Genomic DNA, 19375 nt, shown 5'->3' with positions numbered 1-19375 from the left:
CGCCCGGTTAAACCGTGGAAGCGAATCGGGCAAGGATCGATTGGTTCCTTGTGAGCTTCTACTGCCCGGCCCAACCGGCGGCCACGGTCGGCTGGACCTTGGCTTGCGCCGTCACCGGCGTGTTGGTCAGGCAATGGCGGGCCGCCTCGATTTCGGCCTCCGTGGCGCCCTTGGACCTCGCCCATGTCTCTGCCGCAGCAGCCGAATATTTCGCCACATAGTACCGGACAACGGCGCAGGATGCCCGGCGAAACACGCCGGATTGCGGCTCTCCGGCCATTGCATCAGGCGCAAAAGCAAGCAGCGCCGCTGTCAGCGCGAAACCCCTGATCAACATTTGGGCTGTCCCCATTGTGGAACCAGCCCGGCAAACGCAGTCAGGGCCATTTCGTTCCCTTGGGAACCCGACATTTTTGAGCGGTGCAGCAGAAGAGCTCATGGCACGGGAAACGCTGCCTTGGCCTGCTGCCGCGTCAAGGCGTTAATGAACCCGGCGCGCGCATCGGAATGGGCCTGCCCGCGCGGCTCCAGCACATGGCGTAGCAGAAACAGGCCGGTCAGGCGAAACCCATCCTGGAGATCCTCGTCGGTGAGCTCGTTGTGCACCTCGCCGTGGCGCAGGAACGGAGGTAGCCGCAGCAGCCGGTCGCGCCACGGCTCGCCCGCGCCGCGCGACACCGCGCCGCCGGATTTTGGCGAGACATAGATCAAATCGGTGGTCTCCCCGGTGACTGCGCAATTCTCCAGTGCGAGCCCGAAGCCGAGCTCGGAGAGCATGGCCAGCTCGAAATGGATCAGGTGAACGGCCGCGCTGCCAATATCGTCGAAATCGTCGAGCGAATGCTCCAGCAGCGCAAAGATGTCCTGGTGCGGATCGCGCTCGGGAAGCAGCCGCGCAATCGAAGCCAGATGGGTGATGCCATAAACGCCGTGGGACGATCCCAGCAGCGTCGCTGCGCGCAGCTTCAATCCCTCGATCGCGTAGGTGCCGAGATGCTCGTCGAGCCGCGCCCGCCACACTGCGCTGACGCTATTGCCCGGCTGCAGCAGGGGCCGCAGCCGCGAGCTGGCACCGCCGCGCACCAGACCGAGATGCCGGCCATGCTGGCGCGTCAAGAGCTCGACAATGGCGCTGCTCTCGCCATGCCGCCGCACGCCCAGCACGATGCCTTCGTCGGTCCATTCCATGGGGCGGATTGTAGCGGATTCCGCCCTGCGACGTCACGCGTTGAACCAACCCTGTGCATCGCCGGTGAAGGAGAAATACAGCCCGAACGTCGTCAGCACACAGGAGACGACCTCGATGGCGCTGTCGAGCTCGAGGCCCCGCTCGCCCAGGATCTGCGCGAGCGAGATCACGGACAGCACAAGTGCTGCCGCCAGCACCCAGCGCGGCCAATTCTTGCGCCAATGCGCGGCCAGCCAGACGAAATAGACCAGCAGCAGGATCATCCCGCCGGCGAGCAGCGTCGCCGTCATGATCATCTGCTCGGTCATCTCGACGCTGGGCGTGCGGTCCTGCACCGCCACCGAGAGCGCATCCAGCATCAGCGAGGCATAGAGCAGCGCTTCGAAACGCTGGACGTTGCGGGGCACCATCATTGGCGACTGATCTTTTCTTGGCTATTCCCTGGGAAATTCCAGGCCCATCTCGCGGTAGCGATCGGGATCGTCGCCCCAGTTCTCGCGCACCTTCACGAACAGGAACAGATGCACCGGCACGTCCAGGATCTGCATCAGCTCCTTCCGCGAGTCCGCACCGATCGACTTGATGGTGGCGCCGCCCTTGCCGAGCACGATCTTGCGCTGACTTTCCCGCTCCACGAAAATCGTCTGCTCGATGCGCACCGACTTGTCCTTGCGCTCCTCCCACTTGTCGGTCTCGACCGTGGACTGGTAGGGCAATTCCTGGTGCAGCTTCTGATAGATCTTTTCGCGCGTGATTTCGGCCGCCAGCTGCCGCATCGGCGCATCCGACATCTGGTCCTCGGGATAGAGGTATGGCCCCGCCGGCACCATCTCGGCGAGCGTCGTGCGGATATCGTCGACACCGTCGCCCGAAATCGCGGCGATCATGAAGGTTCGCGCGAACTTCATACGCTCGTTGGCGGCCTGTGCCAGCGCCAGCAGCTTCTCGCGCTGGACCAGATCGACCTTGTTGATGACCAGGATCTTGTCGTGATTGACGCTCGCGGCCTTGGTCAGGATCGCCTCGGCCTCTTCGTCAATCCCGGTCTTGGCGTCCAGCAACACGCAGACGAGATCGGCGTCATGCGCCCCGCTCCAGGCGGTCGAGACCATTGCGCGGTCGAGCCGGCGCTTGGGCAGGAAGATGCCGGGGGTGTCGACCAGAATGATCTGGGCGTTGTTCTCGATCACGATGCCGCGGATCAGCGCGCGCGTGGTCTGCACCTTGCGCGAGACGATCGTGACCTTGGCCCCGACCAGCGCATTGACCAGCGTGGACTTGCCGACATTCGGCGCGCCGATCAGCGCGACAAATCCGCAGCGTGTGGCAGGGGGCACCTCGCCACTTGTTTCAGCCGTCATTGCCGCCGCCAACACCTTCACGTTCAATCATCACTGATGCCGCCACCTTCTCCGCCGCCCGCTTGCTGCCGCCAATCCCTTCGGCCGGCGCGAGCCCCGGCAGTTCCACCGCGACACGGAATTGCGGATCGTGATGCGGGCCGGTGCGCTCGACCTCGCGATAGACGGGCGTCGGCAATCCCTTCCCCTGCGCCCATTCCTGGAGCACGGTCTTGGGATCGCGTAAGGGCCGCCGCGGCTTGTGCATGCGCTCGGTCCAGTTGCGCTTGACGAACTCGTCCGCCGCAGCATGACCGCCGTCGAGGAAGATCGCACCGATCACGGCTTCGCAGATGTCGCCCAGAATGGATCTGCGCAGGCGGGCATCAGCGCTGGAGCCGACCGAGCCGAGCTTGATGTCGTCGAGCAGACCAAGCGACTTGGCGACGTCGGCGCAGCTTTCCTTGCGCACGAGCTCGGCAAGCCGCTTGGACAACTCGCCCTCATCGGCGTTCGGGAAGGCATGGTAGAGCATGTCGGAGACGACGAGCCCGAGCACGTGGTCGCCGAGGAATTCCAGCCGCTGATAGCTGTCGCCGCGCTTGCGACCCGACTTCAGCGCCGAGACGTGCGTGATCGCCTGCATCAGCAGGTTCGGGTCAGCGAAGCTGTGGCCGATGCGCGCCTCGAGTGCCGCGTTGGCGTCGGCCGCCGCTTTCGCCTTGCTGCTGCGTGTCCGCTTTTTCTTCGCAGGAGCCTTCGTTTCTGCAGCTTTGACTCCGGGAGCCCTGGTTTCGGAAGCCCTGCTCGCAAGCGTCTTGGTTGCAGCTTCGCCCTCGGGAGCGGCTTGCGCGTCGATCGATGGGGTCGCGATGTCCTTGGCTTCGTCTTTCATCGGACGATTTTGAAGAACCGGTTCCAGCGCACCGACCATGGCCAGCGCCAGAACATCCAGGCCTGCTCGCCCTCGCCGATGGAGAAGAAGATCATCTGCGCGCGGCCGATCAGGTTTTCCGCCGGCACGTAGCCGACCTGACCGAGGAAGCGGCTGTCGGTGGAATTGTCGCGGTTGTCGCCCATCATGAAGAAATGGCCTGATGGCACGGTGTAGACGTTGGTGTTGTCCATGTAGCCGTTGTCGGCGCAGTCGAGCGTCTCGTAGGAGACGCCGTTCGGCAGTGTTTCCTTCCAGCGCTTCACGCGCGAGATGCCGCCGCCTTCGGAGCCGCACGGATCCTCGCCGACGAATTCGCTCATGCGCTGGCGTTCGACCGGGGTGTCGTTGATGTAGAGCAGACCGTCCTTCATCTGGATGCGGTCGCCGGGAAGGCCGATCACGCGCTTGATGTAGTCCGTGGTGTCGTCCTTCGGCAGGCGGAACACGACGATGTCACCGCGCTTCGGATCCGAGCCCCAGATTCGTCCCGAGAACAGCGGCGGCGAGAACGGGATCGAGTAGTGGCTGTAGCCGTAGGAATATTTCGACACGAACAGATAGTCGCCGACCAGCAGCGTCGCCTTCATCGACCCGGACGGGATGTTGAACGGCTGGAACAGGAAGGTGCGGATCACCAGCGCGATCAGGAGCGCATGGATCACGACCCGGATCGTTTCGCCGACGCCGCTCTCAGTTTTCGTTCCTGACGTCACGCTCATTGCTCTCTCGATTCCGGCCGGCGATCACAGAACGCCCCCCTCCCGCGAACGCCCACCGGTTCGCGGCCCAGGGAGATTGTCCTGATTCTGATAATGAGGGCCAATTCTGGCGTAAAGCCGAATTCGCCCAGCGTGATTTGCATTGGCGGACTTTTAGACGGTTGTCGCGGGCCACGCAATCAAGGATCGCATCAAAAACAAATAACACATTGAAATTCAACACGAATTATAAATCGACCGACAACCCCTCAGGACTTGGCCAGCGGGACGGCGGAAATGATCACGAAGGCCTGTGCCAACGGCCAATCATCGGTGATCGACAGATCGATCTGAGCCTCGAAGCCATCAGGCGTCAGGGCCTGGAGCCTGGCCAGCGCCCCCCCGGTCAGCCGCATGGAAGGTCGTCCCCCCGGCAGATTGACCACCCCCATGTCGCGCCACCAGACGCCCTGCCGGATGCCGGTGCCGAGCGCCTTGGAGCAGGCCTCCTTGGCGGCAAAGCGCTTGGCATAGGTCGCCACCACCATCTTCTCGTTCTTGGCCCGCCGCTCCGCCTTGGCCCGCTCGGCCGCCGTGAAGATGCGGTCGAGGAAACGCTCGCCATGACGCTCGATCACCTTGGCCACCCGCGTGATATCGATGAGGTCGGAGCCGATGCCGATGATCATGCCCGGCTCCGGCCGCGATCCATCGCTGCGCGCATTTTGCGCACCGTCTCGGCAAGCCCGACGAACAGGGCTTCGCCGATCATGTAGTAGCCGATGTTGAGCTCCTTGATCTCGGGCAGCGAGGCGATCTTCTCCGCCGTCGCGTAGTCGAGCCCGTGACCGGCGTGGACCTCCAATCCCGCATCCTTCGCGGCCTTCGCGCCCGCCACGATCCGCTGCCACTCGGCTTCGGCCTTGTCGGCACGGCCGTCGACCACGGCGTCACACCAGGCGCCGGTATGGATCTCGATGACGGGCGCGCGCAACTGCGCCGCCATCGCGATCTGCGCGGGGTCCGCCGCGATGAACAGCGAGACGCGGATGCCGGCATCGGTGAGCCGCGCGATATAGGGCGCGAGCGCATTGTGCTGACCGACCACGTCGAGCCCGCCCTCGGTCGTCACCTCCTGGCGCCGTTCAGGCACCAGGCACACCGCATGCGGTTTGGTCGCGAGCGAGATGCGCATCATGTCATCCGTCGCCGCCATCTCGAAATTCAGCGGCTTGGAAATCTCGGCCTTCAGCCGCGCCATGTCCTCGTCACGAATGTGCCGGCGGTCCTCGCGCAAATGCGCGGTGATGCCGTCGGCGCCGGCCTCGATCGCAAGCAGCGCAGCACGGACAGGATCGGGGTGGCCGCCGCCGCGTGCATTACGGACGGTCGCGACATGGTCGATATTGACGCCGAGGCGGAGCGGGGATGCAGGCATTTCAGGACTCACGAGATCGGAGAAACAGGCAAACGCAACGGGCGCCTATCCATTAACACGTTCGACCTTGGCGACGACCGCTTTTGCGCGAAGCTGCGCCAGGATCGCGCTCAGATGCTTGAGATCGTAGACTTCGAGATCAATCGTCGTCTCCGTGAAGTCGGGTGAGCGGCGCTGCATGCTGATGTTGTCGATGTTGCCGTCATGCTCGGCGATCACGGTCGCGATCTGCGCCAGCGCGCCGGGCTCGTTGACGTTCTCGACCTTGATGCGCGCCGGGAAACGCTGCGGCGCGGAGTCCTCGATATCCCAGCGGACGTCGAGCCAACGCTCCGGCTCCTCCTCGAAATCCTTCAAGGCCGGCGACTGGATCGGATAGATCGTAATCCCCTCACCCGGCGTGACGATGCCGACGATGCGGTCGCCTGGCACGGCGCCGCCGTTCGGCGCGAACTTCACCGGCAGATCGGAGTTGTTGCCGCCGATCGGGATCGCAACCGGGCTACGCGACCGCTCGAGCACCTTCTCCTTGAGCTTGGCGGCGAACCCCTTCTTGATGCCATAACGCGCGACGCGCTCCTCCTTGTAGTCGGGATACATCGCGCGCGCGACGTGGGAGGCCTTGATCTCGCCGCGGCCGACGGCCGCCATGACGTCCTCGATCGATGTGCGCGCAAGCCGCGGAAGCGCGCCCTTGAGCTTGTCGTCGGCGTATTCGATCTTGGCGCGCTCGAACAGGCGCTCGACGATACGTCGGCCAAGGCCGGCATATTGATCGCGCACCGCGGTGCGCGTTGCGCGCCGGATTGCGGCGCGCGCCTTGCCGGTGACCGCCAGCGTTTCCCAGGCCGAGGGCGGCGCCGACTGCGCTTCCGAGGTCAGCACCTCGACCTCGTCTCCATTCTGAAGCTCCGAGGACAGCGGGGCGAACTGGCCGTTGATCTTGCAGCCCACCGCGCTGTTGCCGACGTCGGTATGCACGGCATAGGCGAAGTCGATCACATTGGCATGGCGCGGCAGCGCGATGAGCTTGCCCTTCGGGGTGAAGCAGAACACCTGGTCGTGGAACAGCTCGAGCTTGGTGTGCTCGAGGAATTCCTCGGGGTTGGCGCTCTCCGAGAGAATGCCGATAGTGTGGCGCAGCCAGGCGAATGCGTTCGATTCGCGCTTGAGGAATTCGGTCGGGGAGCCCACACCTTCCTTGTAGAAGACGTGCGCTGCGATGCCGCGTTCGGCGATCTGGTCCATCGCCTCGGTGCGGATCTGGAGCTCGACGCGCTGGTTGCCGGGACCGATCACCGTGGTGTGGATCGATCGATAATCGTTCTGCTTCGGCGTCGAAATATAATCCTTGAAGCGTCCGGGCACGACCGGCCAGGTGGTGTGGACGATGCCGAGCGCGCGATAGCAGGCCTCGATGTCGTTGACGACGACGCGGAAGCCGAAAATGTCGGACAATTGCTCGAAGCCCACCGACTTGCGCTCCATCTTGGTCCAGATGGAGAACGGCTTCTTGCGGCGGCCATAGACCCGTGCGCCGAGACCCCGGTGGCGCAGATTGTTGGAGAGCTGGTCCTCGATCTCGCCGATCAGGTTGCGGTTGCGCTCGGCGAGCGCATCGAGCCGCTGCATCACCACCGAATAGGCGTCCGGATCAAGGGTGCGGAAGGACAAATCCTCCAGCTCCTCGCGCATTTCCTGCATGCCCATGCGACCGGCCAGCGGCGCATAGATGTCGAGCGTCTCCTCGGCGATGCGCCGCCGCGATTCGGTGGGCACGAAATCGAGCGTGCGCATGTTGTGCAGGCGGTCGGCGAGCTTGACCAGGAGCACGCGGACGTCGTCGGCAATCGCCAGCAGCAATTTGCGCAGGTTCTCGGCCTGCTTGGCTTCGCGCGACACCAGCTCTAACCGTTTCAACTTGGTCAGGCCTTCCACCAGCGCGCCGATCTCGGGACCAAAGAGCTGGTCGATCTCGGCACGCGTCGCCTCGGTGTCCTCGATGGTGTCGTGCAGCAGCGCGGCGACGATCGTCGCATCGTCGAGCTTCAGGTCGGTGAGAATCGCCGCCACTTCCAGCGGGTGCGAGAAATACGGATCGCCGGAGGCGCGGGTCTGCGAACCGTGCGCCTTCATGGCGTAGACATAGGCGCGGTTCAGCAGGTCTTCGTTGGTGTTCGGATTGTAGGACCGGACGCGCTCGACGAGGTCGTACTGACGCATCATCCGCGCGCGCGGCTTCGCTGGCCGTGCCACCGGCGCAGTCGGGGCCACGGCAACCGATTCGGTCGCGGCCTGCATCTGCGTGGATCTGCGGCGTCGATACACCATGCCGTCCTACCTTCAAACGGACCACGAAACAGCCCGTTGCATACATCCTAAGCTGCGATCGCAGGCACGGCCGATCAATTCGGTGACAGGCGCGCGGCGCGAACCGGCAACGTTATGGTAACCACGAAAACGTCAACAAAAGCAAAGGCCCGAACGGGGTTCGGGCCTTTGATAAGATCACAAGAAGTCGACGATCGCGAGTAAGACGATTACTCGTCCTCCTCGGGCTGCTCTTCCGGCGGCGCGAGGCCCTCGAGGCCCTTCAGGAGCTCCTCTTCGGTCATGCGCTCCACGGCAACTTCGGTATCGTCCGCATCGACGCTGGCGCCGGCGGAGCCGATCAGCGGAACCGTATCCGGCTCGGGCTCGTCGACCTCGACGAACTTCTGGAGGGAGTGCACCAGTTCCTCCCGGAGATCCTCCGGCGAGATGGTCTGGTCGGCAATTTCACGCAACGATACAACAGGGTTCTTGTCGTTATCGCGGTCAACCGTTAGCTGTGAACCGGACGAAATCATGCGGGCGCGGTGGGCGGCCAGCAGGACCAGGTCAAAGCGGTTGTCGACCTTGTCGATACAATCTTCTACGGTGACGCGAGCCATAGACTGTCGCTCCGTTGTGGGTGGGACGAAATATGTGGATGATTGGCGCTAGTTATAGGGGCCGGGCAGGTTTCGCAAGGCCAAATTGTGATTTGGCCTCGCCAAACGGCTCTGCTACCCCCACATTAGGGCTAGGACTGGTGGCTTCCCGGGCCGCTGTCGAGGGCGGCGCCGGTGTACAAGAGTCCGCCATAACTATACCTTGATTGCCCTGACTTCTCCGGATTTGCGGCTTCGACGGGTTTCGGCAGGGCTTTGAACTGCGCGGCTTGCTGCCGCTGCGCCAACAATAACGACATGATCACGAACACTACGCGAGCAAACTGAATGTCACCTTCCTCTACCGACAAGATCGCGCTCTTCATCGACGGGGCCAATCTGTACGCGACAGCGAAGACTCTCGGCTTCGACATCGATTACAAGCGCCTTCTGAAGGAATTTCAGAGCCGCGGAACGCTGCTGCGGGCGTTCTACTACACAGCCATCATCGAGGATCAGGAATATTCCTCGATCCGTCCCCTGATCGACTGGCTCGACTACAACGGCTACACCGTCGTCACCAAGGCGACCAAGGAGTTCATCGACGCGTCCGGCCGCCGCAAGGTCAAGGGCAACATGGACATCGAGCTCGCCGTCGACGCGATGGAGCTCGCCGAGCACATTGATCAGATGGTGCTGTTCTCGGGCGACGGCGACTTCCGCTCCCTGGTCGAGGCCGTGCAGCGCCGCGGCGTGCGGGTCACGGTGATCTCCACCATCGCCAGCCAGCCGCCCATGATCGCCGACGAGCTGCGCCGCCAGGCCGACGTCTTTACCGACCTCGTGGAGTTGCAGTCCAAGCTTGGCCGCGATCCGTCCGAGCGTCCCGCCCCGCGCGACCGCGGCGAGCGCGAGGCGCGCCATCACGCCCCCCAGTTCCTCCAGCGCGCGACCACGATGGCGCCGAGGGGCGATGACGACTTCGAGGAGTGAGGCGGCCCGGTCAAGCCTCCAGGCCCCTAGCCTCGTCCCCGACCGTGATTGTCCGCTCTGCCCGCGCCTGGTCGCCTTTCGCGAGGCGAACCGCGCGCGCGAGCCGTTGTGGCACAATGCCCCGGTCCCACCTTTCGGCGAGATCAGGGCGCGCCTGCTGATCGTCGGCCTCGCGCCGGGGATGCAGGGCGCCAACCGCACGGGCCGGCCGTTCACTGGCGATTATGCCGGCGACCTGCTCTACGCCACGCTGCTCGAATACGGCTTCGCCAAGGGCAACTATCAGGCCCGGCCCGACGACGGCCTCAAACTGGTCGACTGCCGGATCGCCAATGCCGTGCATTGCGTTCCGCCGCAGAACAAGCCGCTGCCGGTGGAGATCAACACCTGCCGGCAGTTTCTCGTCGCCAATCTCGACACGATGCCGAAGCTGCGCGCGATCATCGCGCTCGGGCGGATTGCGCACGACAGCGTGCTCAAGCCGCTGAAGCTGAAGGCCTCGCAGGCTCCCTTCGGCCACGGCGCGGTGCACCAGGCGGGCCCGTTCAAGCTCTACGACAGCTATCACTGCTCCCGCTACAACACCAACACGGGCGTGCTGACGCCGGACATGTTCCGCAGCGTGTTCGCTAGGGTGAAGGCCGACCTCGACTAGGCTTTGGCGGGATTGGCTTTCAGCCAATCCAGCACGTCGCCGGCGTTCCGGTCGGGCGGGAACACCGGATAGAACACGTGAGTGATCTTTGCGTCGTCCACGATCAGGGCGAGGCGCTTGATCAGTGTCAGGCCCGCAACCTCCATGGTCGGCAGATTGAGCGCGCGCGTGAAGGCCAGCTTCTCGTCCGAGAGCACCGGGAACGGCAGATGCAGCCGCGACGCCATCTCGGTCTGGTATTCGTTGCTCTGGGTCGAGAGACCAAACACCTGCGACGCACCGGCGGCCTTCAGCTCGGCGAACAGGTCGCGAAACGCGCAGGTCTGCGGCGTGCAACCGCGCGCACCCGGGATCATGTCCCAATCGTCGACCAGAGAGATCTTGCCGGGCTCGCCGGTGCGGGGATAAGCGAACACCACGGTACGACCCGGGAGCACCGACAGATCGACCGAGGTGTCATCGGTTGCGAGCAGGCTGATCGCGGGCACCATCAACCCCTTCAGATGCGCCGCACCGCCATCGTCGGTGGGGGTTGGAATCTGGCTCCAGTCCACCTCGAGCAGGTTCTTCTGGTTCATCTCGCTATCCCCTCGCCCGCATCAGACGGCCCTTCTCCCGGCTCCAGTCGCGCTTCTTCTCGCTCTCGCGCTTGTCGTGCAGCTTCTTGCCCTTTGCAACCGCGAGCTGCAGCTTGGCCCGCCCCCGCTCGTTGAAATAGAGCTTGAGCGGGATCAGCGTCATGCCCTCGCGGTCGACCGCGCCCATCAGCTTGTTGATCTGGCGGCGGTGCAGCAGCAGCTTTCGCGGGCGCTTGGGCTCGTGGTTGAAGCGGTTGCCCTGGAGATATTCGGGAATGGTGGCGTTGATCAGCCAGATCTCGCCATCCTTCGAATCCGCATAGGACTCCGCAATCGTGCTCTTGCCGTTGCGGATCGACTTCACCTCGGTGCCGGTCAGCGCAATGCCCGCCTCGACCGTATCCTCGATCGCGTAGTTGAAGCGGGCCTTGCGATTTTCCGCCATGACCTTGATAGGACGTTCGTTCTTATCAGCCATGGACAACAAACCTGAGAAAGATACGCCGCGACGCTAACGAATTGGATGAAGCGCGCGCGTCACTTCTTGAGGAGATCGCGGATCTCGGTGAGCAGAACGACCTCCTCCGACGGCTTCGGCGGCTCGGCGGGCTTGGTCTCTTCCTTGCGCTTCAACGTATTCATGGCGCGAATGACCAGGAAAAGCACGAAGGCGATGATGATGAAGTTGATCGTCAGCGTCAGGAAGTTGCCGTAAGCGAGCACGGCGCCTTGCTTTTTCGCATCCGCTAAGTTGGTGGCGGTGACCGCCTTCGACAAGGGGACGTAGTAGTTCGAAAAGTCGAGGCCGCCGGTCGCGGCGCCGATGACCGGCATGATGATGTCACCGACCAGCGAGGTGACGATCGCGCCGAAGGCCGCGCCGATGATCACGCCGACTGCGAGGTCGACGACGTTGCCTTTCATCGCAAACTCACGGAACTCCGTGAGCATCTTCCTGCCCTTCTCGTCGACGCTCATGAACGACTCCCCCGGTTGGCTGGAATCAGTTGATCAGGCCGGCGTGCACCATGGCGCTGCGCACCGCAGCGCGGGTCGGCTCGGAGACCGGAACCATCGGCAACCGGAGCGTCTCGTCGAACTTGCCGAGCAGCGACATCGCGTACTTGACGGGCGCCGGATTGCTCTCGATGAAGAGGTTGTTATGCAGCGGCATCAGCTTGTCGTGGATCGCGAGCGCAGCCTTGGCGTCACCCTTGGCCCAGGCGGCATGGAACTCGGCGCACAGGCGCGGCGCAACGTTCGAGGTCACCGAGATGCAGCCATGGCCACCATGCGCCATGTAGCCGATGATGGTGGCATCCTCGCCGGAGAGCTGGTTGAAGTCCTCGCCGAGCGCCGCGCGCTGCTGCGATACGCGCACCATGCTGGCGGTGGCGTCCTTGACGCCGGCAATGTTCTTCAGCTCCCATAGCCGCTTCATGGTGTCGACCGACATGTCGATCACCGAGCGCGGCGGGATGTTGTAGATGATGATCGGAATCCCGATCGCATCGTTGATCGCCTTGAAGTGCTGGTACATGCCTTCCTGGGTCGGCTTGTTGTAGTAGGGCGTCACCACGAGGACGGCATTGGCGCCCGCCTTTTCGGCATGCTGGGCAAGCTCAACCGCTTCCTTGGTCGAATTGGAGCCGGCGCCGGCGATGACGGGCACGCGGCCCTTGGCCTCCTCGATGCACCATTCGACGACCTTCTTGTGCTCATCGTGGGAGAGCGTCGGGCTCTCGCCGGTGGTGCCGACCGGGACCAGGCCGTTGGTGCCTTCGGAGATCTGCCAGTTGACCAGGGAGCGGAACGCAGCCTCGTCCAGCGAGCCATTTTTGAACGGCGTGACCAAGGCAGTGAACGACCCCCGGAATTTCGTCTTGGCTGCCATGGACTTCCTCCGTACGCGGCGAGATTTAGAGCAAGCCTCTTTCATATCGGGTCTCCCCCGCCGGTAAAAGGCCGCATCCGCGTGACGCACCGTTTAAGCCGCGATTTTGCCGCGGTGGTGGTACAAACCGGGCGACGGTAAGCGGCTGTTGGTATTTTGTCCGCATATTCAATCAAATGCAGCCAGATCTTGTACAGCCCAGATGTACAGATGGGGCTTGAGCCAATTGACTGATTCGGGGCGACGAACCGCCGTGACCTCCTTTCCTCGTGCTGCATGGCGAGCTGCCGGTCTGGCCATGTGCCTGATGGCCGGCCTGTCGATCGGGTGCGTCGCCCTGGCGAAGTCCAGTCAGGCGATCGAGGACGCCGCGAAGCAACCGGCCAAGGAACCGGCCAAGCAACCGGCCAAGCAACCGGCTAAGCAACCCGCGAAGCCGGCGGCCAAAGGAACCGCGAAACCGGCCGCCAAGCAGGCCGCGAAGGATACGACCAAGGGATCGGCCAAAGAGACAGCCAAGGGCGCAAGCACGCCAGCAGCTTCCGCTGCCGCGAAGAAGCCTGCCAGCAAGGACGCGAAGGACAAGCCGAAACCCGCCCCCACCGCTGCGGCGCCAAAATCACGACCGGCCGCGAACGCGCCGGCGGTGACAGCCACCGTCAGACCTTCCGCGCCGGGCCCAGCCTCCGCCAGACCTGTCGCGACGCCCGTGCTGGCGCCTGCGACCCGCCAACACGCCGCGCCCCGCAAGCCGGTTACGCCAGCCGCGGTCGCTGCGACCTCATCGACGTCGCAAGCCGACAAGGAGACGCTGGAGAACGTCATCGAGCTGGTGCGCAAGCGCAAGCCGGGCGAAGCCAGCAGTTACGCAGATTCGATTTCCGATCCGGTCGCGCGAAAGCTAGCGGAATGGATCATCCTGCGCAGCGAGGACAATGGTGCCAGCGTTGAGCGCTACCGCGCCTTCCTCTCCGCCAATCCGAGCTGGCCGTCGCAGACCTTCCTGCGCCGTCGGCTCGAAGCCGCGATGTGGGATGACAAGCGCGACGATTCCGTCGGCTGGTCGTGGTTTGAGAACGAATCCCCCGTTTCGGCCAAAGGCCGCTTCGTGCTTGCCAAGGCCATGCTGGCGCGCGGTGACCGAGCCAATGCCGAACGGCTGGTGCGCGAGGCCTGGCGCAGCGATCCGATGTCGGAGGAGACCGAGAACAACGCGCTCGATCAGTTCGGCGCCCTGCTGACGCCGGGCGACCAGAAGGCGCGGATGGACACGCTGCTCTACGGAAGTGAGCACGAGGCGGCGCTGCGCGCGGCAAAACGGCTTGGCGCCGGCTATGTCGCCCTCGCCAAGGCCCGTATCGCCTCCTTCAAGAAGGCGCCGAACACGCGCGCGCTGCTCGAAGAGGTGCCGCGCGAGCTGCACAGCGATCCCGGCTTCATCTTCAGCAAAATCCAGCTGCTGCGCCGGGAGGAGAAGTTTGCCGAAGCGGCTCAACTGATGCTGTCGGCGCCGAAGGATCCGAACCGGCTCTACAATCTCGATGAATGGTGGATCGAGCGGCGGCTCCTGGCTCGCAAGATGATCGACTCCGAGGACTTCCGCAGCGCCTACCTGATTGCGCGCGACGGGGCCCTGCCCTCGCGCGATATCTACAAGACCGAGCAGGAATTCACGGCGGGCTGGATCGCACTTCGCTTCCTCAACGATCCCGCAGCGGCCAGCCAGCACTTTGCCCGCATCGGCGTCGGCAGCGTCAATCCGACCACGCTGGCGCGTGCCGGTTACTGGCAGGGGCGCGCGGCGGAGGCCGCCGGACGTCAGCAGGAAGCGCGCAACGCCTATGCCCGCGCCGCCGAGCAATCGACCAGCTATTACGGCCAGCTGGCACGCGCCAAGCTCGGCCTGCCGCAGATCGAGCTCAACAGCCAGCCCCGCAGCCGCGGCGCCGGGCGGCTCGAGATCGTGCGGGCCGCGCAATTGCTCTACGAACTCGATGAACGCGAGCTGACAGTGCCGCTGCTCGCCGACATGGGCGAGAACGGCGATCCCGAGGCTTTGGCCGGCCTCGGCGAGCTGGCCCAGCGCTATGGCGACGCGCGCGGCATGCTGCTGGTCGGGAAAGCCGCACTCAATCGCGGCCTGCCGTTCGATTTCTATGCCTACCCCGTCAACGGCATTCCGCAGTTTTCACAGATCGGCCCCGAGGTCGAACGCAGCATCGTCTACGCGATCGCGCGGCAGGAGAGCGCGTTCAACCCCGCCGTGGTCTCACCTGCCCAGGCCTACGGTTTGATGCAGGTGACGCCGGACGCGGCGCGCTATGTCTGCAAGCGGCACGGCGCGACTTACGACCTGTCGCGGCTGAAGAACGATTCCTCGTACAATGCCACGCTCGGTGCGGCCGAACTCGGCGGCCTGCTTGAGGACTATCGCGGCTCTTACATCATGACGTTTGCCGCCTATAACGCCGGGCGCGGCAGCGTGAAGAAGTGGATCGACCGCTACGGTGATCCGCGTGACGCCAAGGTCGACGCGGTCGACTGGGTCGAGCTGATTCCCTTCTCTGAAACCCGCAACTACGTGCAGCGGATCATGGAGAATCTCCAGGTCTACCGCGCCCGCTTCGGCGGCGGCACGCGGTTGCAGATCGAGGCCGATTTGCACCGTGGCGCCGGCAGCGTGGAATAGCGGCGCTCCACGACAGCGTCGCTCCCGTCCGAGGGCGTATCAGCTTACGCGAAAGCCGCAACGCCGGTCCCGATTTTCACCACGTCCTGCCCGGAGCGGCCCGGCCACGAGGTGCGCGGACGGGGCCGGCTGAACCCGGCTGGGACCAATATGGGTTGACCATGCACATTGCGGGCAAGCCGAGCGCAGCCTCTTTACACGCTTCCCAAGAAGCATAGCTGCAGTAGATCGTGCTGCTGCCGCCCCACTCCCATCTTTGCAGGCATACAGGGTAGTTGGGATCGTACCGTTGGGCCGATGCTGGCCCGATAGCGAGGATTGTGGCGCCAGCGACGAGGCTTGCACGAATCGCGTCCATCGTCGCCCGCCTCCGAAATATCCGACTGTTCACGATTGAATACTCCCGCACCGCTTCCTCCGAGAAGCGCAGCCAATTCTTCCAGGACAGCATACGTCGGATCACCAACAAAGAAAAACCCCGGCAGTTTCCTGCCGGGGCTCTCCAATCAATCGGATGATTGATCTTAGAAGTTGCGCTGAGCGCGGAGCATCATGGTCAGCGAGTTCTGATCCTTCAGCTCGTAGGTCGCAGCCGGCTTCGCGAAGGCGGCAACAGCAGGGGCATTGATGGCGCCCGAGTACTTCTGGTCGAGCATCGTGTAGCTCAGGTCAGCCGTGAACGCCAGGTTCTTGACCGGGGTCCAGACGGTGTTGACACCGATCACGCCGATGTTGAAGTCCGGGTTGCAGGTCGAGCCAGCGACGGCGATCGTGGCGAAGTTCGCGCAGATCAGGCCCTTGCTCGTGTTGCCGTAGCCCATATGAGCATAGCCACCGTAGATGGCGCTGGCCCAGTTCGGGGTCCAGTTGTGGGTGTAACCACCGCGGAAGCCCCAAGCCTTGGTCGTCTCGATGCCGGTGCCGGCGCCGAAGACGCCGTCAGTGATACCAGCGAAACCAACGCTCTGGTAAGCACCAGCTAGGCCAGTGCCGCTGTACATCGAGAAGTTCTGCGGCCACGAGATGTTGCCGAAGACGTAGTGAGCCGCACCGTCGGCGTAGACGGCCTGCATGTTGATCGAGTCACCCGCACCGGTCGGGATGTTCTTGATCGACAAGGCGCCCTGCACAGCCCAGCCCCACTTGTCGGCTGGGTGGTCGGTGGCCTCGGTCGCACCGTAGTACGCACTGTGGATATCATGCGCGACAGCCGCGATCTGGAACAGACCCCAAGCCTGGTCAACACGAACCTGACCGACGATGTCGGGAGAACGGTTCGCACCCCAATCGTACGTGCCGTAGTTGCCCTGGATGAGGGCAGCGGCAGCATTCGCAGCAGCCGAAGTCGTAACAATGGCGCCTGCGCCGTTCACAGCACTGCTGGCCGCAAAGCCGGTCGCATTCCACAGGTTCGATTGACCGCCGCCATTGCCCGTCGTCTGATCCTGGATCGACACTGCGGCGGTGATGCCCTGGCCGAAGTCAGCCGTGTAGGTGGCCTGGTTCACACCGGTGACGAAGTTCGAGCCGCCCGGAATGGTATCGGGACCGCCAGCCGGATAGCCCGTCCACGGCGCATCGAAGATCGAGACGGTGCGACCGAAGGTGAAGCCAGCGAACTGGATGAAGGCGTGGTAGAGGCCGAGACCAGCGGCACCACCTGCAGCGGCTGACGGGTTGCTGGCGGAGACCGTTCCGGAGTCAACGCTGAACACCATGTCGGCGAAGGTGCGGACCACGCCGTACTCGGTTGCGGTGCGGGTATCGACCGTGAGGTCCATACGAGCGCGGCTGTAATAGTAGTTCGTCAGACGGTTGTTCGAGCCGCCGTTGAAGGTGCCCTGGCTAAACCGGAAGCCGTAGTCGTTAGCGCCGCCGAGGATCATGTCCGCGCGGACGTAACCACCCAGCTTGATGCAGGTGTCGGTGCCGGGGATGTAGTAGAAACCCGCACCGTACAGCGAGCAGATCTTCACGTATTCGACGGCCTTTGCCTTCAACGGAAGGTCGGCTGCCTGGGCTCCGCCAACGGCGAGCAGACCCGCCACTGAGCCGAGCAAAAGGCTCTTAAAGTTCATGTTAAACCTCCAAGTTGCTCTTCAGGGAAGGTCACTGACCCGGACGGCCAATTCCCCACCCCCCTCTAAATCACCGCCCTGGCCACCTTCGCGTCTTCGGACACACCCGCAGGAACACGAGGGACTTAAGCGATCCGAAAACTCGGAGAGCTGAGTTCAGAAAATTCAGTAAGTTACTGGATTGCCATGACTATCGGGATGCCTGTAAGTACAAGGTACCGTACAAATGGCACTGCTGATGGCTGGACTGACACGAACTTCTACGGGCGCGTACGTGGCCCGCAAGGTGATCCCCAAAGACATTCGAGTTGAGTACGCGGCGAGGTTTGGCAACGCTTGGGAAGAGAAGTTCCGCCTCGAAAAAGGCGCCTCAGATCATGAAGCGCGAGCGCGTTTCGGGGAGTGGTTGGCCGACATCGAGACGCGCATCGGCAGCCTTAGAGCCGCCAAAAGAAACGGCCCTCAACCCCTGACCCGTCAAAATGCCTACGCGCTGGCAGGCAGGTGGTATGATTGGTTCCTCACGCGACACGAACGGGACCTTCGTACGCCGGCCCATTGGCGAGACTTGGCTGACACCTTGGTCTGGAACGTGATACGTCCACATGCACCGGATGACTACGAAGAGCGCCCGAGGGACGATCCACATTGGGATTGGCAATTCGATCCGCAGGTCAGAGAAGCAATCCGCCCCGCCATCGCCGCTGAAGCCCAGACTGCTGCCTTCCTTTTGGAACAGGGCCTCAGCTTGTCTCCAGATGCCACCAATCTTTTCTTGGACGCCGTTAGCGACAACCTACTGCCGGCATTCCAGCGATTGGAAGCACTTTCACGTGGCGACTACTCGCCGGATGTCCATCAGCAGGGCTTCTCCCGATTTGCAGAGGCCGAGGGGAGTACTCCTGTCAGAGCGATGGAATTGTTCGAGGCTTGGAAGAAAGCTGTGCAGCCGGCGGAAGGAACGGTCTACCGATGGGTCACCGTGTTCAAGGAAGCTGATCGACATTTTCCCGATGTCCGAAACATCAGCTTTGAAAAGGCCAAGACGTGGATGAACGGGCTGGTCAATGAAAGGCGGTCAGCCGGAACTGTTGCAGTCGCATGGCGCACAGCCCTAAAGACGGTCTTTGGCTGGGGCGTTGCAGAAAAGATTATCGACAACAATCCGTTTCCACAGGTGCGGATCAGCGTGCCTCGAAAGAACATCGAACGTGAAACCAAAGCCTTTGATGATGCTGAGATCAAGATCATCTTGGCAGCAGCACTGCGATGTGATGACACGAAGTCACATCGAGAACGAGCGTTTAGATGGGTGCCTTGGATTTGTGCCTACACCGGCGCTCGCGCTGGCGAGATTACTCAACTTCGCGCGACCGACATTCAGGAGCGCAATGGGGCTCACTTCGCTAAGCTGACACCATCCGCTGGTAAGATAAAAACACGCAAGGCCCGGACAGTACCGCTTCATCAGCACCTTATTGCACAGGGGTTTCTCAATTTCGTCGAACGAGCCCAAGGCGGGCCACTGTTTTACTCTACAAAGCGGCGGCGGGTCACAAAGGTCGAAGATGGACCTCGGCAGAGCCCCGCTGAGCGCATGAGGTCCCAGGTTGGCACTTGGGTCCGCTCACTCGGTATCACCGATCCAGAGTTAAGCCCCAATCACGCATGGCGCCACACGTTTAAGGCTATGGCAGCCCGGGTAGGCATCGACGAACGTTATAGCGACGCAATCACAGGGCATTCGCCCGCGACAATCGGACGAGCATACACGAAGCCTCTTCCGCAGGACCTCGCCGAAGCTGTGAAGAAATTTCCGATGTACAAGGTGGACTGATGTCGCCTCCCGGCCAACTCAATATCGTTGCTGATCTTCTCGTGTGCTGCTCGCCGCAGGCGTAACTCGGGAGGAAATCGCCGCCGAGAAGGCCGCACAACTAGCGAAGCTGAATGAGAACGGGGCTGCAGTTGGCT

At 63.1% G+C, this 19375-nt stretch carries 20 protein-coding genes; 4 read left to right on the top strand and 16 right to left on the bottom strand.

Annotation, left to right across the window (positions count from 1 at the left end; translation table 11 throughout):
- Nucleotides 1–58 precede the first annotated feature (58 nt).
- The 10 genes from ACVWZ4_RS27560 to rpoZ form a co-directional block, all read right to left on the bottom strand.
- Nucleotides 59–337 (bottom strand): hypothetical protein, encoded by a 279-nt coding sequence (locus tag ACVWZ4_RS27560; RefSeq protein WP_456741573.1) that lies wholly within the window; start codon nucleotides 335–337, stop codon nucleotides 59–61.
- A gap of 98 nt (nucleotides 338–435) precedes the next feature.
- On the bottom strand, nucleotides 436–1188 hold the full coding sequence (recO, locus tag ACVWZ4_RS27555) for a DNA repair protein RecO (RefSeq protein WP_456741572.1): 753 nt from the start codon (nucleotides 1186–1188) through the stop codon (nucleotides 436–438).
- A 33-nt stretch (nucleotides 1189–1221) separates the two neighbouring features.
- Nucleotides 1222–1602 carry a hypothetical protein gene (locus ACVWZ4_RS27550; protein ID WP_456703916.1) on the bottom strand — a complete coding sequence of 127 codons (381 nt, stop codon included), beginning with the start codon at nucleotides 1600–1602 and terminating at the stop codon, nucleotides 1222–1224.
- A gap of 21 nt (nucleotides 1603–1623) precedes the next feature.
- On the bottom strand, nucleotides 1624–2550 hold the full coding sequence (era, locus tag ACVWZ4_RS27545) for a GTPase Era (RefSeq protein WP_456741571.1): 927 nt from the start codon (nucleotides 2548–2550) through the stop codon (nucleotides 1624–1626).
- Nucleotides 2540–3424 (bottom strand): ribonuclease III, encoded by an 885-nt coding sequence (rnc, locus tag ACVWZ4_RS27540; RefSeq protein WP_456735355.1) that lies wholly within the window; start codon nucleotides 3422–3424, stop codon nucleotides 2540–2542. Before rnc ends, era begins: the two co-directional genes overlap by 11 nt.
- A complete protein-coding gene (gene lepB, locus ACVWZ4_RS27535) occupies nucleotides 3421–4185 on the bottom strand; it encodes a signal peptidase I (RefSeq protein ID WP_456735356.1) in 765 nt (254 codons plus the stop codon). Before lepB ends, rnc begins: the two co-directional genes overlap by 4 nt.
- 248 nt (nucleotides 4186–4433) lie before the next feature.
- Nucleotides 4434–4853, bottom strand: coding sequence for a holo-ACP synthase (gene acpS / locus ACVWZ4_RS27530; RefSeq protein ID WP_456703920.1), 420 nt, complete (start codon nucleotides 4851–4853; stop codon nucleotides 4434–4436).
- Nucleotides 4850–5602 carry a pyridoxine 5'-phosphate synthase gene (locus ACVWZ4_RS27525; RefSeq protein ID WP_456703921.1) on the bottom strand — a complete coding sequence of 251 codons (753 nt, stop codon included), beginning with the start codon at nucleotides 5600–5602 and terminating at the stop codon, nucleotides 4850–4852. The genes acpS and ACVWZ4_RS27525 overlap by 4 nt, the downstream gene beginning before the upstream one ends.
- 45 nt (nucleotides 5603–5647) lie before the next feature.
- Nucleotides 5648–7933 carry a RelA/SpoT family protein gene (locus ACVWZ4_RS27520; RefSeq protein WP_092228662.1) on the bottom strand — a complete coding sequence of 762 codons (2286 nt, stop codon included), beginning with the start codon at nucleotides 7931–7933 and terminating at the stop codon, nucleotides 5648–5650.
- A gap of 209 nt (nucleotides 7934–8142) precedes the next feature.
- Nucleotides 8143–8535, bottom strand: a complete 393-nt coding sequence (rpoZ, locus tag ACVWZ4_RS27515) for a DNA-directed RNA polymerase subunit omega (RefSeq protein WP_027522935.1) — start codon at nucleotides 8533–8535, stop codon at nucleotides 8143–8145.
- A gap of 327 nt (nucleotides 8536–8862) precedes the next feature.
- On the opposite strand from rpoZ, the gene ACVWZ4_RS27510 reads away from it, so the two are divergent.
- Complete coding sequence (locus ACVWZ4_RS27510; protein ID WP_045008001.1) at nucleotides 8863–9507, top strand: LabA-like NYN domain-containing protein; 645 nt, start codon at nucleotides 8863–8865, stop codon at nucleotides 9505–9507.
- Nucleotides 9488–10162 (top strand): uracil-DNA glycosylase, encoded by a 675-nt coding sequence (locus ACVWZ4_RS27505; RefSeq protein WP_456741570.1) that lies wholly within the window; start codon nucleotides 9488–9490, stop codon nucleotides 10160–10162. The genes ACVWZ4_RS27510 and ACVWZ4_RS27505 overlap by 20 nt, the downstream gene beginning before the upstream one ends.
- On the opposite strand, the gene ACVWZ4_RS27500 is transcribed toward ACVWZ4_RS27505, so the two are convergent.
- The 4 genes from ACVWZ4_RS27500 to dapA are packed head-to-tail and all read right to left on the bottom strand — an operon-like array spanning nucleotide 10159 to nucleotide 12634.
- Nucleotides 10159–10740, bottom strand: a complete 582-nt coding sequence (locus tag ACVWZ4_RS27500) for a peroxiredoxin (RefSeq protein ID WP_456741569.1) — start codon at nucleotides 10738–10740, stop codon at nucleotides 10159–10161. The two genes, ACVWZ4_RS27505 and ACVWZ4_RS27500, sit on opposite strands and share 4 nt — an antisense overlap.
- Nucleotides 10741–10744: 4 nt before the next feature.
- Entirely contained in the window at nucleotides 10745–11218 is a 474-nt protein-coding gene (gene smpB, locus ACVWZ4_RS27495) for an SsrA-binding protein SmpB (RefSeq protein ID WP_254194047.1), read from the bottom strand.
- 59 nt (nucleotides 11219–11277) lie between these two features.
- The gene (gene mscL / locus ACVWZ4_RS27490; RefSeq protein ID WP_456705305.1) at nucleotides 11278–11691 is read right to left on the bottom strand and encodes a large conductance mechanosensitive channel protein MscL; all 414 of its coding nucleotides are present in this window, start codon (nucleotides 11689–11691) and stop codon (nucleotides 11278–11280) included.
- A gap of 52 nt (nucleotides 11692–11743) precedes the next feature.
- The gene (dapA, locus tag ACVWZ4_RS27485) at nucleotides 11744–12634 is read right to left on the bottom strand and encodes a 4-hydroxy-tetrahydrodipicolinate synthase (RefSeq protein ID WP_092228658.1); all 891 of its coding nucleotides are present in this window, start codon (nucleotides 12632–12634) and stop codon (nucleotides 11744–11746) included.
- 307 nt (nucleotides 12635–12941) lie between these two features.
- On the opposite strand from dapA, the gene ACVWZ4_RS27480 reads away from it, so the two are divergent.
- The gene (locus ACVWZ4_RS27480; protein ID WP_456790511.1) at nucleotides 12942–15323 is read left to right on the top strand and encodes a transglycosylase SLT domain-containing protein; all 2382 of its coding nucleotides are present in this window, start codon (nucleotides 12942–12944) and stop codon (nucleotides 15321–15323) included.
- A gap of 76 nt (nucleotides 15324–15399) precedes the next feature.
- Here ACVWZ4_RS27480 and ACVWZ4_RS27475 read toward each other — a convergent pair whose 3' ends face one another.
- Both ACVWZ4_RS27475 and ACVWZ4_RS27470 read right to left on the bottom strand, forming a co-directional pair.
- Nucleotides 15400–15681 carry a DUF3551 domain-containing protein gene (locus ACVWZ4_RS27475; RefSeq protein ID WP_456742274.1) on the bottom strand — a complete coding sequence of 94 codons (282 nt, stop codon included), beginning with the start codon at nucleotides 15679–15681 and terminating at the stop codon, nucleotides 15400–15402.
- A 166-nt stretch (nucleotides 15682–15847) separates the two neighbouring features.
- Nucleotides 15848–17401 carry a porin gene (locus ACVWZ4_RS27470; protein WP_456703925.1) on the bottom strand — a complete coding sequence of 518 codons (1554 nt, stop codon included), beginning with the start codon at nucleotides 17399–17401 and terminating at the stop codon, nucleotides 15848–15850.
- A 226-nt stretch (nucleotides 17402–17627) separates the two neighbouring features.
- On the opposite strand from ACVWZ4_RS27470, the gene ACVWZ4_RS27465 reads away from it, so the two are divergent.
- Nucleotides 17628–19238, top strand: a complete 1611-nt coding sequence (locus ACVWZ4_RS27465) for a tyrosine-type recombinase/integrase (protein ID WP_456790333.1) — start codon at nucleotides 17628–17630, stop codon at nucleotides 19236–19238.
- The last annotated feature ends 137 nt before the right edge of the window (nucleotides 19239–19375 follow it).

The organism is Bradyrhizobium sp. USDA 4472 (assembly GCF_054058595.1).
Note: the sequence above shows the minus strand (reverse complement) of the source record. Positions and strands in the feature narration are given on the sequence as shown.